Annotated in this window: 16 protein-coding genes and 1 rRNA gene; 11 read left to right on the top strand and 6 right to left on the bottom strand. The window is 37.5% G+C overall.

The window, feature by feature from the left end; genetic code table 11:
• Window positions 1-16 precede the first annotated feature (16 nt).
• From BM350_RS21625 to BM350_RS21615, 3 genes are all read left to right on the top strand, one after another.
• Entirely contained in the window at window positions 17-1,081 is a 1,065-nt protein-coding gene (locus tag BM350_RS21625) for a hypothetical protein (RefSeq protein ID WP_090919008.1), read from the top strand.
• Window positions 1,082-1,362: 281 nt separating this feature from the next.
• Window positions 1,363-1,743: a hypothetical protein gene (locus tag BM350_RS21620; protein WP_090919036.1), complete on the top strand. Its 381-nt coding sequence runs from the start codon at window positions 1,363-1,365 to the stop codon at window positions 1,741-1,743.
• A gap of 207 nt (window positions 1,744-1,950) precedes the next feature.
• Window positions 1,951-2,445 (top strand): GyrI-like domain-containing protein, encoded by a 495-nt coding sequence (locus tag BM350_RS21615; protein WP_170857752.1) that lies wholly within the window; start codon window positions 1,951-1,953, stop codon window positions 2,443-2,445.
• 52 nt (window positions 2,446-2,497) lie between these two features.
• Here BM350_RS21615 and BM350_RS21610 read toward each other — a convergent pair whose 3' ends face one another.
• Complete coding sequence (locus tag BM350_RS21610; protein ID WP_090919012.1) at window positions 2,498-3,676, bottom strand: MalY/PatB family protein; 1,179 nt, start codon at window positions 3,674-3,676, stop codon at window positions 2,498-2,500.
• 116 nt (window positions 3,677-3,792) lie between these two features.
• Between BM350_RS21610 and BM350_RS21605 the strand changes: the two genes are divergently transcribed.
• On the top strand, window positions 3,793-4,044 hold the full coding sequence (locus tag BM350_RS21605) for a DUF1871 family protein (protein WP_090919015.1): 252 nt from the start codon (window positions 3,793-3,795) through the stop codon (window positions 4,042-4,044).
• Between the two features lie 87 nt (window positions 4,045-4,131).
• Here BM350_RS21605 and BM350_RS21600 read toward each other — a convergent pair whose 3' ends face one another.
• The gene (locus BM350_RS21600) at window positions 4,132-4,971 is read right to left on the bottom strand and encodes an alpha/beta fold hydrolase (protein WP_090919017.1); all 840 of its coding nucleotides are present in this window, start codon (window positions 4,969-4,971) and stop codon (window positions 4,132-4,134) included.
• Window positions 4,972-5,118: 147 nt separating this feature from the next.
• Here BM350_RS21600 and BM350_RS21595 point away from each other — a divergent pair, with 147 nt between their 5' ends.
• The gene (locus BM350_RS21595; RefSeq protein WP_090919019.1) at window positions 5,119-6,048 is read left to right on the top strand and encodes an AraC family transcriptional regulator; all 930 of its coding nucleotides are present in this window, start codon (window positions 5,119-5,121) and stop codon (window positions 6,046-6,048) included.
• A gap of 299 nt (window positions 6,049-6,347) precedes the next feature.
• Here BM350_RS21595 and BM350_RS21590 read toward each other — a convergent pair whose 3' ends face one another.
• A complete protein-coding gene (locus BM350_RS21590) occupies window positions 6,348-7,316 on the bottom strand; it encodes a 2-hydroxyacid dehydrogenase (RefSeq protein WP_090919021.1) in 969 nt (322 codons plus the stop codon).
• Between the two features lie 113 nt (window positions 7,317-7,429).
• On the opposite strand from BM350_RS21590, the gene BM350_RS21585 reads away from it, so the two are divergent.
• The 3 genes from BM350_RS21585 to yugI all read left to right on the top strand — a co-directional run bounded on the left by BM350_RS21585 (window position 7,430) and on the right by yugI (window position 9,615).
• Window positions 7,430-7,927, top strand: coding sequence for an Lrp/AsnC family transcriptional regulator (locus tag BM350_RS21585; RefSeq protein ID WP_139207752.1), 498 nt, complete (start codon window positions 7,430-7,432; stop codon window positions 7,925-7,927).
• Window positions 7,924-9,114, top strand: coding sequence for an aminotransferase (locus BM350_RS21580; RefSeq protein WP_090919025.1), 1,191 nt, complete (start codon window positions 7,924-7,926; stop codon window positions 9,112-9,114). The genes BM350_RS21585 and BM350_RS21580 overlap by 4 nt, the downstream gene beginning before the upstream one ends.
• Before the next feature lie 156 nt (window positions 9,115-9,270).
• Window positions 9,271-9,615, top strand: a complete 345-nt coding sequence (yugI, locus tag BM350_RS21575; protein WP_090919027.1) for a S1 domain-containing post-transcriptional regulator GSP13 — start codon at window positions 9,271-9,273, stop codon at window positions 9,613-9,615.
• A gap of 187 nt (window positions 9,616-9,802) precedes the next feature.
• Here the strand turns inward: yugI and BM350_RS21570 are convergent, their stop codons facing one another.
• A complete protein-coding gene (locus tag BM350_RS21570; RefSeq protein ID WP_035433268.1) occupies window positions 9,803-10,036 on the bottom strand; it encodes a DUF378 domain-containing protein in 234 nt (77 codons plus the stop codon).
• A gap of 276 nt (window positions 10,037-10,312) precedes the next feature.
• Between BM350_RS21570 and BM350_RS21565 the strand changes: the two genes are divergently transcribed.
• Entirely contained in the window at window positions 10,313-11,665 is a 1,353-nt protein-coding gene (locus BM350_RS21565) for a glucose-6-phosphate isomerase (RefSeq protein WP_090919029.1), read from the top strand.
• A gap of 150 nt (window positions 11,666-11,815) precedes the next feature.
• Entirely contained in the window at window positions 11,816-12,226 is a 411-nt protein-coding gene (locus tag BM350_RS21560) for a YugN-like family protein (RefSeq protein WP_139207753.1), read from the top strand.
• Here the strand turns inward: BM350_RS21560 and BM350_RS21555 are convergent.
• Together BM350_RS21555 and BM350_RS21550 are read right to left on the bottom strand one after the other, a co-directional pair.
• The gene (locus tag BM350_RS21555) at window positions 12,216-13,211 is read right to left on the bottom strand and encodes an ion channel (RefSeq protein WP_090919030.1); all 996 of its coding nucleotides are present in this window, start codon (window positions 13,209-13,211) and stop codon (window positions 12,216-12,218) included. The two genes, BM350_RS21560 and BM350_RS21555, sit on opposite strands and share 11 nt — an antisense overlap.
• A 133-nt stretch (window positions 13,212-13,344) precedes the next feature.
• Window positions 13,345-14,031, bottom strand: coding sequence for an MgtC/SapB family protein (locus tag BM350_RS21550; RefSeq protein WP_090919032.1), 687 nt, complete (start codon window positions 14,029-14,031; stop codon window positions 13,345-13,347).
• A 326-nt stretch (window positions 14,032-14,357) separates the two neighbouring features.
• Between BM350_RS21550 and BM350_RS21545 the strand changes: the two genes are divergently transcribed.
• Window positions 14,358-14,571, top strand: a 16S ribosomal RNA gene (locus BM350_RS21545); the annotation flags it as partial.

Genomic DNA, 14,571 nt, shown 5'->3' with positions numbered 1-14,571 from the left:
AAAGAGGAGAATTTCAATGGAAACTTCATCGCCGATAATGGAAGAAAAGATTGGGAAAGGCTTTAAGCGATGGCCCTTATGGATTGGATATGGCGCCGCGGGGTGGTCACTGCTTTACGGCGTTGTACAGCTCTATTGGTTACTTGGAGGGGCGGGTTATCCCTTCAAAAGTGATGGGATGGGATTGTTTGCGGCCATGGTTACTTATCTTCCATCCAAAGCTTGTGGCCTCATTTTTGTGATTTTTTGTTTATTAGGAACAGTGATTGGTGTAGCTATGCAAAAAATATGGAGAGGTGTTCTTCCTAGGTGGCTATTCCTTACTTTTGCTTGGTGTTTTGCCGTTGCCTTGCTTCTTTTTATTCCTGATATTAGCTTAATCGCAGCTATGGCTTATGCCTTTTTATTTAAGTTTGCTTTTAACTGGATTATGTTCAATCAGCTTATTTGTATTATAGGTGCTCTGCTTTGGATCTTGACTGCTGTTGCATATCAACGTAGGACCCGTGATGCTTGTGAATACTGTGGACGGACAGAGAAAGGAAACACATTTTTATTGGTACGCTGGGGAAGATGGTTGACCATTATCGCGGCTCTTGCGCCTATTCCTTATGCTATCACACGTTTTGCATGGGCACTTAATATACCTTTAGGAGTAGACCAGCAATTCTTTCACGATTTCTCAACAGTTAATTCTATGGCACATATAACAGAGTGGGTATTTGGGTCTGTTTGCATAGGCGGAGGGATTCTTACACTTGGTTTGATTCAAAAATGGGGTGAAATATTCCCCGATTGGTTCCCGTTCATTGGCGGTAAAAGAGTTCCTATCATGCTCGCAGTAGTTCCAGCTTCTATTATAGCCATTGCGGTAACTGCAGCTGGATTTGTCTTTACCTTTAATTTTCTTGCTGTGATATTACACTTTATGCCAGCCGATACCCTCCTTCTCAGTCAGATATGGGGAACGATTGGACCTATGATTTTCTGGGTGCCATGGGGAGTAGCACTTGGTCTTGCTGCCATCGCTTACTATTATCGTCGGCGTGGTAAGTGTACGCATTGTGGAAGAGATAATTAAAATTGAAGCAGAAAAAAGAGAGTGGCGTGAATAGGAACAAAATAATTAATTATGCGCAAGCTTCCGGTGTTCGCTATAATTTTTGACTTCGGAAAGTTTAAATTACCGCTACTGCGCCGGACACTTTATGAATCTATCATCATACAGATTTTGGTTTGGCGCAGAAGCGGATTTTTATGAAAGGATATACATCATATATTTTCCGAATTACGTATATCCTTCAGTTGATTTTTGGAAAATCCTTTATAATAGAACATGTACATACACAAAAGGGGGATTCTATGAAATTATTACGTTCACTTCTTATTCTTACGCTTGTTGTATTGTTAAGCGCATGCAATGTAGCAACAAAAATCACAAAGGTTCAAAACAACGGAGAAACTACTTTGAAAATTGGCTCTCTGCAAGGTTCTCACGAAGTACAAACGATTAAAGTTGAAAATGGAAATGTGGAGATTCCTTATGAAGCATCCGTTGAAGAAGGTACAATTTTATTGCAAGTCATAAAAGGCGATCAGGTTATTCATGAAGAAGAAATCACTTCCGAAAAAGAGGGTCTGCTTTCTTTTGAAGCACCGAAACCTGGCTCATATGAATTGAGTGTAAGTGTGAAGGGTGAAAAAGAGAAAGCAAAAGGAATTCGGATACATACGAAGCTATGAAAAAACGGCAAGCGAATGGTACTCGCTTGCTCTCTTTGTTTTAAACCTCGCATGTGGCAGGGAAAGGGGTTTTTATGTCGTTTTTTTAACTCGGGTATATAGAGAACACGTACATACATTAAGAAGGATAAATTTTAATCAAACTCCTAATATAGCTAGACTATTACATATTTATGTTAAATAGTAATAATGAGAGGAAAGAAAAGAATGGAGCCTAAAATAATAAGTATCCCAGCAAAAAACATTGTTGGAATTAGGAAAGAAACAACTTTTGTAAAAGACCCTGAAGTCACAATGGGAATATGGAAAACATTTATGCCATTAAGAAATCGTATCCCTTACAGAAGTAACTCTTGTTTTCTTTCTGTAAAGGTGTTAAGCACCCCTTTAAATTTGAATGATATGAACTATACTTATGAAAAATGGGCTGCTGTTGAGGTGGAACATTTCGAAAATGATACTTCTTCAGAACTATCAACGCATACGTTAGCAGGAGGCTTATATGCTGTTTTTATCCATCAAGGAACAGCGTCTGATTTGAGCACATTCCAGTATATTTTTCAAGAGTGGTTACCGAATTCAAATTATAGCTTAGATGTAAGGGAGCATTTTGAAATTATGGATGATAATTATCGTCCAGATGATTTAAACGCAAAAGAAGAAGTGTGGATACCAATAAAAGCTAACATAGCGGATAAATAAAAGAGCTGGAGAGAAAATTTCCAGCTCTTTTATTATAATAACCAGATTCAAATCACATAGGTAGCTGTTCTTTAGAAGTACACGCAAATGTACATTGTAAGCGGCGGAGCGCATCTTCTAATACAGGGCGTGGACAGCCGATATTTAAACGAATGTGATGCTCACCGCCGGCACCAAATTTTTCTCCAGGCTCTACAATGATTTTTCCTTTTGTCTCTAATAATTCCATTCGTTTACTTTGTGTGAGTCCAAGTTTGGAGCAGTCAATCCAAAGTAAGAACGTACCATCAGGCTGAATGACGGATAGTTTCGGAATATGCTGTTTAATAAAGTCACATGCAAATCGTGCATTCTCTTCTATATAAGCTAACAAATCTGCTAGCCATTCATTGCATTCTGTGTACGCACTTTGCATTGCTGCGTAAGCAAATGTGTTTAAACCATGAAAGCCTTGGCGATGCTGCACAGCGGTAAAGGCATCTCTCAGCTTTTCATTTGGAATAATAATAACCGATGCTTGCAGCCCAGCAATATTAAATGTTTTACTTGGGGCGATGCATGTAACAGTTCGCTTCGCTAAGTTTGGTGATAAAGAGGCAAGTGGAATATGTTTACATCCATTAAAGATAATGTCAGCATGAATTTCGTCTGCAATGACGGTTACATCATACAATTCGCAGAGTGCACCGAGTTTTGTTAACTCTTCCGCTGTCCATACACGTCCAATTGGATTGTGAGGACTACACAGAAACATCAGTTTTATATCTTGCTGAAATTGTTTCTCTAACTGTTCAAAATCCATTTTGTAAACACCGTTTTCTAAGCGCAGCGGATTAGTCAGCACTTGGCGCCCATTCGTTGCTACCATTTCGAAAAATGGGGAATATACAGGCGGTTGTACAAGCACTGAATCTTGCTTTTCAGTAAAAGCTTGTACAGAAACACTAAGTGCAGGAACGATGCCGGCGCTAAAGACAAGCCATTCTTTTTCAATAACCCAATTGTATTGTGTTTTTACCCAATGACAAATTGCTTCTTTTATTTGTTCACTTGAAGTGTTATAACCGAAAATAGGGTGTTGTAAACGTTTTGTTAAAGCATCTTGAATTGGTGAGGGAACAGGGAAGTCCATGTCTGCAATCCAGGCATGAAGAAGTTCCTCGTTTTTATGTGTATCCCATTTAACGGAGTTTGTTCCGCGGCGATTTATCATTTCGTTAAAGTTCCCCATATTTATTGCTCCTTTCGATTCTGGGATGAATATGCTGAAAGTTCTATCATTTTTTCTAGCATAGCTGATATGATACGATAAAGGGAAGTGGAATTTAAGAAAAAGGCGGGAAGTGTATGGGGACATATGAGAAGATGATAGACTTTGTGAAGAAGTGGGATCCGTTTCAAATGGGGCCGGAATTTTATGAAACGGAAGCAAGCGACATCGTCTACATTGTAAGTACATTTGATGATGCAAAATATATCGCAAAGAAAATACAGCACATTTATTTAATATCATTTGATAGAACATTGCCGATTGAAAAATGTCAATGGTTAGCAGAACAATTGTTATTATTAAAAGACGGCGGAAGTTGTAGTCTATAAGTTCTTATTGAATAGCAAGGGTATAAGAAGCGGGTATCGAAAAGTTTACGGGAGGTGGGCTTTTCGATATCCGCTTCTTGTTTTAGGTTAATTAGCTAAGAAAGTCATAATTTCTTCGCATACGTGTTCTGGTTTTTCTTCAGGTAATAAATGTCCTGTGTTTTCATAAGAGATAAAGTGTGAATGCGGCAGGTCATTGTGTAGGCGGTGTCCAACTTCAATAGGAACAACACGATCTTTTTCTCCCCAAACAAGCAAAGTAGGTGTTGTGATTTTTTGTAGTTCTTTTGACGTTAAGTCTCCTTCGCGATCTCGAATCATGCGGGTAAGTGCAGGAAAGATGCGATTATCATAAAAAGGCGCTGCATAGCCTTGCATCATTTCGTCATCGATTAAAGAATGATCGTGAACAACATTCATTAAATTATGGACGATTCCTCGCCTTACAATCCAATTTTTTACGTATAAATGAAAGAATGGTAAATAGGAAGTATAGATAAGCGGCAGTTTCGCCCGAGATAAATAACTTGAACTGCATAAAAGAACTGTCTTTTGAATTAAATCAGGCCGCAATTTGTTTACATATAGCGCAATTTGTCCTCCCATTGAATGCCCTACTAAAATAACGTTTTTTGCTTGTAAATGTTCCATAAGTTCAATGACAATTGTTGCGAGGTTCTGGTAGGAATATGTGAAATGATAGGATTTATCGCTTTTTCCAAATGGCGGTAGGTCTAGAGCAATCACATTCCCTTGCTTTGTTAAAAGGGGAATGAGACGTCGATAGCTAAAGGTTGAAGAGAGAAACCCATGAATTAAAACAAATGTTGGTTTTTCTTCGGCATTGACAGACTGGTAGAGCTCATAATGAATTATCATCCCTCTTGTAGAAAAGATGAAGTGAGGGAGTTGAACTTCGTTTTCCATCTTCATCACTCCGTTGTTTTTTTGTTCATATCATCTCCTTTTTAGGTAGGAATTATCCTAGAGGAACGAGAAGGAAAAGCGGTAGTAAGTGAGAATTTTTTTAGGGGAATTGAAAGTTTTTATTAGCGAAGGAGTAGGAGAGTTTACATGAAGAATGATTATCAAACCCGAATTGAAACGGTTATAAAATATATTGAAGATCACTACGCTGAGAAAATTGATCTTGATTCATTAGCTCAAGTATCGCACTTTTCTAAGTATCATTTTAGTAGGATCTTTAAAGCTATTATTGGTGAAACCCCGATGTCTTTTGTGAATAAAAAACGTCTTCAAAGATCGATATACTACTTAACAGAAACGAACAAATCGATATTAGAGATCAGTAACCTCTGTGGTTTTGAATCATCATCCACATTTCATGCATTGTTTAAAAAGCACTTTCATATCGTTCCTACTGATGTTAGGAAAAATAATTTTCATAATAGCAATATTTCGTTATATATGAGCAAGAATCAAGAAGAGATGTCTACCTCCGTTTGTTACGCTAATGATAGCAACAATAACTTGTTAAGGAGGATATGGACAATGAATATTATGATTAAAGAATTACCTGATTATGAAGTAGCGTATGTGAGACACGTTGGGAGCTATTTAGAAACTTTTCAGGCATGGAGTAAATTGGGAGAATGGGCACATAAACATGGGATTGACCAAACAAAATATTCGATTGGAATTTCATTAGATGATCCTAATTTTGTTGATGAATATGCTTGTCGCTACGATGCGTGTGTAACAATCCCGAAAGATTTCTATAAAGAAAATAATGATGACATACAATATAAAACTTTACAAGGAGGTACATACGCTTTGTATCAGTTTCATGATACTCTCGATAAATTTGCCCTTGCTTATCAAAGTATTTTTGGACAATGGCTCCCTAATAGTGAATACGATGCAGATGATAAACCATGCCTTGAATTTTGTATGAATAACCCAGCAACTGATCCGGAAGGGAAGGCAAAGGTTGACTTATACATTCCTATTAAAAAAAGGGGTAACTACTCAGTTACTTTATGAAAAACCGACAGAAAAGCATTTTTTTAAATGGAGAGAGGGACTGGCGATGCATGGGAGCGGTCAGGGCCTTTCCTGCCACGTGCAAGGTTTGAAAACAAAAGTAGACAATAAGTGCAGGCTCCTGCCCTGTTTGCATGACAACAGTCTATATGCCAAAAAACGAATTTATAAGTAATAGAGAGACACGCTTTCACTAAAATCATCCCCTTTTCCAAATTTCTAAAAGGTATAGCTGAGTAGTTACAAAAAGGGTATGAATAATGAAAACGCGCCTGCTTGTCAAAACAGGCGCGTTTTCATTATTTTAGTTCATTCACAACGTTCGGCGGTGTATGTCCTTGCAATCCAGTTACTAAATTTTTTGCTGCTGTCATTGCCATAGTTCGGCGTGTTTTTAACGTCGCAGAACCAATGTGAGGAAGCGTCACGACATTTTGCAGAGATAACAACGGGTTATCTTTTTCGATTGGTTCTTGTGTAAATGTATCAATGCCTGCTGCAAAAATTTTCTTTTGTTGCAGCGCTTCAATTAATGCTCTTTCATTTACTGTCTTTCCGCGGGATGCATTAATAAAAATGGCTGTTTCTTTCATTATATTAAATTCTTTTTCCCCGATTAAATGATACGTTTCTTCTGTTAATGGTGTTAGAAGGACAATAAAATCTGCTTTTTGCAGTAACGTTTCTAATTCGCAATATGTTGCGCCGAGCTCGCGTTCTGTTTTTTCTTTACGGCTGCGATTGTAGTATAAAACGTCCATATCGAAGCCGAATTTTGCGCGTTTTGCAACAACTTCCCCGATGCGTCCCATGCCGATGATTCCGATTGTTTGATGATGAACATCTAAGCCGAAATGCTCTTTTCCAATTTCCGCATTCCATTGTCCTGACTTTACGTAACGATCGAGTTCACAAACGCGGCGCGATGCAGATAACATTAACGCAAAGACAAGATCAGCGACAGTATCATCTAACACGTATGGTGTGTTCGTTCCGATTATGTTTCTTTGCTTCATGGCTGTGATATCGAAGTTATCATAGCCGACTGAAATATTACTCACTACCTTCAATTGCGGAGCTGCTTCGAGTAGTTCATCATCAATAATAGCCCCGAAATTTAATAGTCCGTGTTTATCTTTTACTTTCTCTAATAGTACATGGCGCGGGATTTTTTCATTACTATCCCACTTTTCGTATTCATAATGCTCAGCAATATATTCTTCAACAAATGCAGGCACTTTTTCTGCAATGTAGACTTTTTGTTTCACAGTGTCAGCCCCTTTCTATTTTATTGTCACATAATTCCTTAAAAAAATCTTCTTTTCAAATAGGAAAAGCAGTCTGTATAATTTAGAAAATATCCAAAAAGGAAAGGGAGATTGTGATGACAGAAAAAGAGTTAGAATTGTTAGCTTGTCTTGAGAAAAGTAGCCGATTATCTGAAGAAACATTAGCCAAAATGTTAAACATAGATATAGAAGAAGTAATAGCAATTCTTGAGAAATTAGAAAAAGAAAAAGTGGTTGTCGATTATGTAACACTGATTGATTGGACAAAGGTAAAAGAACATACAGGTTTAACAGCAATGATTGATGTGAAAGTTACACCGAAGCATGGCGTTGGATTTGATGCGGTAGCAGAACAAATTTACCGATATCCAGAAGTAAAGTCGGTGTATTTAATGTCAGGGACATATGACCTTTCCATTACGATAGAAGGAAAAGGGATGGCTGAAGTTGCAACATTTGTAGCAGAGAAGTTAGCGACAATTGAATCTGTCGTATCAACGACAACGCATTTTATTTTGAAAAAGTACAAACATGAGGGAATTATATATGAAAATAAAGATGATGATAAACGAATTGTGGTGGCACCATGAGTAAATTTGAATTATCAAAAGTAGCACAATCTTTACAACCATCCGGTATTCGCAAGTTCTTTGATTTGGCGGCCGGTATGAAAGGGGTTATTTCATTAGGAGTTGGAGAGCCTGATTTTGTGACGCCTTGGAATGTAAGACAAGCATGTATTCGTTCGTTAGAAGAAGGGTATACAGCCTATACTGCGAATGCTGGATTGTTAGAGCTGCGTGAAGAAATATCAAAATATTTACACAAACAATTTTCAGTCGATTATGATCCGAAAGAAGAGATCATTGTAACAGTTGGGGCAAGCCAAGCGTTAGATGTGGCAATGCGTACCATTGTTAATCCTGGTGACGAAGTAATTATTATTGAACCAAGCTTTGTATCATATGCGCCGCTTGTTACGTTAGCGGGCGGTGTACCAGTACCTGTGTCTACATCTCCAGAGAATGAATTTAAAGTGCAGCCGCATCAAATTGAATCGGTCATTACATCGAATACGAAAGCGATTTTACTATGTTCTCCAAACAATCCGACAGGAACGCTCTTAAATAAAGAAGAATTGGAGAAGCTTGCTGTTATTGTGGAGAAATACAATTTAATTGTATTATCTGATGAGATTTATGCCGAGCTTGTTTACGATGAAACATATACAAGTTTTGCAAGTGTGAAACATATGCGTGATCATACGATTTTAATCTCTGGCTTTTCAAAAGGCTTTGCGATGACAGGCTGGCGCCTTGGGTTAATTGCAGCTCCTAAACATTTTACAGAACTAATGTTAAAAATTCATCAATATTCGATGATGTGCGCGCCGACGATGTCTCAATTTGCGGCGTTAGAAGCGCTGCGTTCAGGAGAACAAGAGGTTATTCGTATGCGTGAGAGCTATAAACAACGCCGAAACTTTATGGCAACTTCGTTTAATGAAATGGGATTAGAATGTCATATGCCTGGCGGAGCATTTTACGTATTTCCCTCGATTCGTTCGACTGGATTATCTTCGGCGGAATTTGCTGAACGTTTATTGTTAGCGGAAAAAGTCGCTGTTGTACCTGGAAGTGTATTTGGCGAGAGTGGAGAAGGGTTTATTCGCTGTTCGTATGCCGCGTCACTTGAACAGCTTATGGAAGCAATGAAACGTATGGAACGATTTGTAGAGAATGAAAAAAGGACAAAACGTAATACGTTTTGTCCATAAAAGGGGGGGAATACTAGAAAGCCATGTGTTAGTATTTTATCCCCATATTTGAAGATTTATACATGTTAAAGGGATTTTTTTCATGAATTTTGAATCAAATCCAACTAGGTGGTATAATTTACTAATACAAAAGGTAAACATATGGGAGTGTTTCTTATGTTAAATAAATATCCAACTGGAGTGGTTGTAAAGGGGAAAGTAACAGGAATTCAAGATTACGGAGCATTCGTTGCATTAGATGAAGAAACACAAGGGCTTGTGCACATATCTGAAATTACAAATGGATATGTGAAAGATATTCATGATTTTTTAAAAGTCGGAGATGAAGTGGAAGTAAAGGTACTTTCAGTTGATAAGAAGAACGGAAAAATGGGTTTGTCATTGAAGGCTGCCAAATGGAAACAAGGGAAAGTACGTATTCCAAATCCATCTGCAAATGGATTTAACACATTACGAGAAAAGTTAACAGAGTGGATTGAAGAATCACAAATTACAAAATAAAAGCAGGGAGTTATGCTCCCTGCTTTTATTCGTGTTACATTATGATATAAAATAATCAAACGTTTCTTTTGCTGCACTTGTAATCAGTATAAAGAAACGCCCGTATGTCGGAAGGTAGAGAAGCGTCATAATCTCCACTTGTTTATAAAACAAGCGGAGATATGTGTTTTATAAAATCATAAGAGAGTTATCTAACTTGGCGTGCTTCTGGGTGTGTTCCAAGCTCTTCAGAAGGTTTAAATAATAAACCAAGGTTAATTAAACCTGAAATACCTACAATGCCGTAGATAATTCGAGCAAGCGCTGTATCTTGTCCGCCGAATATAGCTGCTACTAAATCGAATTGAAAGAAGCCAATGAGTCCCCAGTTTACTGCGCCAATAATCGTAAATACTAAAGCGATGCGTTGTAATGTACTCATTTTAAGCAGTCCCTCCTTAAATGATGAAGCGCAAACGAGCTACGTTTACTCGCTTATCGAGCTTCTTTTATAGAATGGATACCTTTTGCCCTTCTTATACAAAAAAATTTAAAATTCTCGTTGTATACTTATCTATACAAAGGACAGAAGTTATGACGATTTTGTAAAAAAAATAAATTGGGTACGCTTACAATTTGTAGTTCGCTTGATTTACAACGGTTGTTTCGCTAAAGTGAAGACAGAAATACATATAGACATTGTATTGGAGGCAAAAAAATGAGCACACATGTAACGTTTGATTATTCAAAAGCATTATCGTTCATTAGTGAACACGAGCTAACATACTTACGTGATGCAGTAAAAGTATCACACCATGCAATCCATGAAAAAACAGGGGCAGGAAACGATTTCTTAGGCTGGGTAGAACTTCCTCTTGCATACGATAAAGAAGAATTTTCTCGCATTCAAAAGTGTGCGGAGAAAATTAAAAATGACTCTGACATTTTACTTGTTGTTGGTATTGGTGGTTCTTACTTAGGAGCACGAGCAGCGATTGAAATGTTAAATCATTCTTTCTACAATATGCTGTCTAAAGAACAGCGCAAAACGCCACAAGTGCTATTTGTTGGACAAAACATTAGCTCCACTTACATGAAAGATTTAATGGATGTATTAGAAGGTAAAGACTTCTCAATTAATGTTATTTCTAAATCAGGTACAACAACAGAACCTGCAATTGCATTCCGTATTTTCCGTAAATTATTAGAAGAGAAATACGGAAAAGAAGAGGCACGTAAACGTATTTATGCAACAACAGATAAAGCGCGCGGTGCTTTAAAAACATTAGCTGACGAAGAAGGATACGAAACATTCGTGATTCCAGATGATGTTGGTGGACGTTTCTCTGTATTAACACCAGTTGGTTTATTGCCGATTGCTGTAAGTGGTTTAAATATCGAAGAAATGATGCAAGGGGCAGCTGCAGGTCATGATGATTTTGCGAAATCAGAGCTTGAAGAAAATCCAGCTTACCAATATGCAGTTGTACGTAATGCTTTATACAATAAAGGAAAAACAATTGAAATGCTTGTCAACTATGAACCAGCACTTCAATATTTCGCTGAATGGTGGAAACAATTGTTTGGTGAGAGTGAAGGAAAAGATCAAAAAGGTATTTTCCCATCTTCCGCAAACTTCTCAACTGACCTTCATTCTTTAGGTCAATACATTCAAGAAGGACGCCGCGACCTATTTGAAACAGTTCTAAAAGTAGGCAAATCTACACATGAACTAAAAATTGAATTAGATGAGAACGATTTAGATGGATTAAACTACCTTGTTGGCGAAACAGTAGACTTCGTTAACACAAAAGCATACGAAGGAACATTACTTGCACATAGCGATGGTGGTGTACCGAACTTAATCGTAAACATTCCTGAACTAAATGAGTATACATTCGGTTATCTCGTATACTTCTTCGAAAAAGCATGTGCGATGAGCGGCTACCTACTAGGCGTAAATCCATTTGACCAACCAGGCGTAGAAGCATACAAGAAAAACATGTTTGCCTTGCTTGGAAAACCAGGATTCGAAGAACTAAAAGCAGAATTAGAAGAACGCTTGAAATAAGAAAAGCGGAGCTGTTGGGATCATCCCAACAGCTTTTTTTATAGTAAATACGTGTCGGATAATATTGAGGAATCCTTATACTGTGTCGAATTGCCGATATATGGAGTTCGAATTGGGCATGCTAAAAAAAATCTAGAAAGGATGATCCATTTGATTCAGATTCATTCGAAGCTACAAGGAAAAACGTTTGCCCTTTTCAAATTAGAAGAAATATTAAAGCCGCTGGGCTATACAATCGGCGGGAATTGGGATTATGAGAAGGGATGTTTTGACTATAAAATAGATGAAGAGGAAGGATATCAATTTTTACGATTACCGTTTACGGCAGTTGAAGGAGAACTCGATGTAAATGGAGTTATCGTTCGCCTTGATACACCATACCTTCTGTCACATGTGTATCAAGACGAATTAGATGATGAAGTGAATACATTTACAGCAGGGATAACGTCTTTCGATCAGTTTACAGAGCCGAAAGATCCAGACGGAGATATTCAAGCGAAATATATTGATATTGGAAAAGCTCTAGTTCGGGAATTAGAAGTATATCTTCTTAATGTTTAATTACAATTAGTAAATCATTTTTTTTCAGAGTAAATGAATGAATAGGGTTTATATGATAGTGCCCGTCACGTTGTAGGCCGAGTAAGAGTATGTTTTGTTTTAATAAATCGCAGTTACAATATTCGAATGTTTCTCCATCATATTTCTCAGAAATATACAGGAGTTGTAATTTATTCGCAGTAATTTCATTGTAAATTGTAAACAGCACTTCTGAAATCGAAGGAAATAATAAAGAAGCAGCAAACACATAACTTGTTAATTTATTTCCTTCAATAATTTCTGTTGCACCTGCTCGTTTAGCGTTATGAATTTGATCGGAAGTTAACATTTCAACGATACAATATATATTTGGGTTTAATCCTTTCGCTGTTAAGATGGTTAAAATAGACTGTGTATCAGCAGAGCTCTCGCTTTTTTCTTTGTCAGCTGTAATCAAAATAGTATGTGCAGTACGAATGTTTGCTTTGAGTAAAATATGATCATGATGAGGGCAGCCTTTAATAAATTGTAGATGATGAAATGACTTTGGCAGCAAAGGAAGTGTTTCATCTATAAGGACAATATCAAGGTTTGGTTGTAATACGCGCATTTGACTTACTACATGCTTTACACGTTCGTTCCAACCGACGACGATCATATGTTGATGACAAGAGGCAGCCTCTTCACCTTTTATTTTCATGTATTGTTTACTAATCATTTCTGTAGCAAATGAAACCATATAATAAGAACCGAATCCGGTTCCTAACAAAATGAGAATAATTGCGAGGATTTTTCCTTGTATACTATGAGGAACGTAATCGCCGTATCCAACAGTGAACGTTGTGACAAGTGCCCACCATATACCGTCAAACCATGTTCGAAAGTGAACGGGTTCTAATTTATGTATAAGAAATCCAAAGAAGAGAATGAATAAGCTAATTAAGGTGACTAGACGTAAAATAATAGAATTGCGAAATGTATCTAAGATACTACTTCTTGCATTCAATGTTTGTAGCTCCTCCCGCATCAATATAGTTATCCCGCTATTCGTGGACAGTAAGACCCCCACTGATGGAAGTTTCACTTTATATTGTTGCCATTATGAAAAAAGAAAAACCCCCTCATAAGTGAGGGAGTTGTCAGATACTTTCCACTTCGGTTTGTTGAACGCTATTAAGCTGTTGGATTGCATAGTATACATCAGCTGTACGTATTTTTTGGTCAACAGATAGTTTCATTTGTATGAAATGGGCTCCAGTTTCTAATGTTTTAAGTTTCATGTTTTTAACTTTTATATCCATCTTTTTTATGTCATCGATGACGGTAGGGATATTTTCCATACTATTCACGACAAGGTTTACAGCAATTTCACGCTGCCTGAGGGACTTTGGTCCTAAAATATTCATTACAAAAGGGATAAGTTCTACACTGATCATAAGAAAACACATACCAGAAATAGCTTCTAGATAAAAACCGGCTCCCACTGCAATGCCAATTCCTGATGCTCCCCAAATCATGGCGGCGGTAGTCAGGCCTGCAATACTATCGTTACCTCTACGTAAAATAACCCCTGCTCCTAAAAAACCAATTCCTGATACAACTTGAGCTGCTAAGCGGAGAGGATCCATGCCAATTCGGTTTGAAAGTGAGCTAGGTAAATTATAAGCTGCTTCAATCGAAACGATGGTAAGCAAGCAACTGATAATAGAAATAACTAAGCAAGTTTTTAAACCTAGTGGTTTTCGCTTTAATTCACGTTCTAAACCAATTGCAAATCCTAAAATGGCAGAGAGGCCTAACTTAAGTAATAAATCGAAGTGTTCCATTTGTATTCCTCCCCGTAATTTAGTGTAATAGATGAACTGATATTTTTAGTATATGGTACAAGGAAGGAAATTTGGCCAGTTTTTATAAAAAATATTGAAAAAGGGTGTTGCATTTCGAAATTCACCATGATATATTAATAAACGTCGCTGATGCACGAAAGCAGAAAGCAGACAGAAAAAAGAAATGAAAAACAATGTTGACATCGAAAAACAAAGGTGTTAACATAAGAAAGTCGCAATTGAGCGGCGGATAAGTTCTTTGAAAACTGAACGAAACAAACAACGTGAAACGTCAATTTTTATTTATGATGCTAGACAAACTAACTTTATTGGAGAGTTTGATCCTGGCTCAGGATGAACGCTGGCGGCGTGCCTAATACATGCAAGTCGAGCGAACCGATTAAGAGCTTGCTCTTAAGAAGTTAGCGGCGGACGGGTGAGTAACACGTAGGTAACCTGCCTATAAGACTGGGATAACTCCGGGAAACCGGGGCTAATACCGGATAACATTTTGCACTGCATAGTGCGAAATTGAAAGGC

The organism is Bacillus sp. 103mf, assembly GCF_900116295.1.
In the GTDB taxonomy this organism is placed as follows: Bacteria; Bacillota; Bacilli; order Bacillales; family Bacillaceae_G; genus Bacillus_A; species Bacillus_A bruguierae.
Note: the sequence above shows the minus strand (reverse complement) of the source record. Positions and strands in the feature narration are given on the sequence as shown.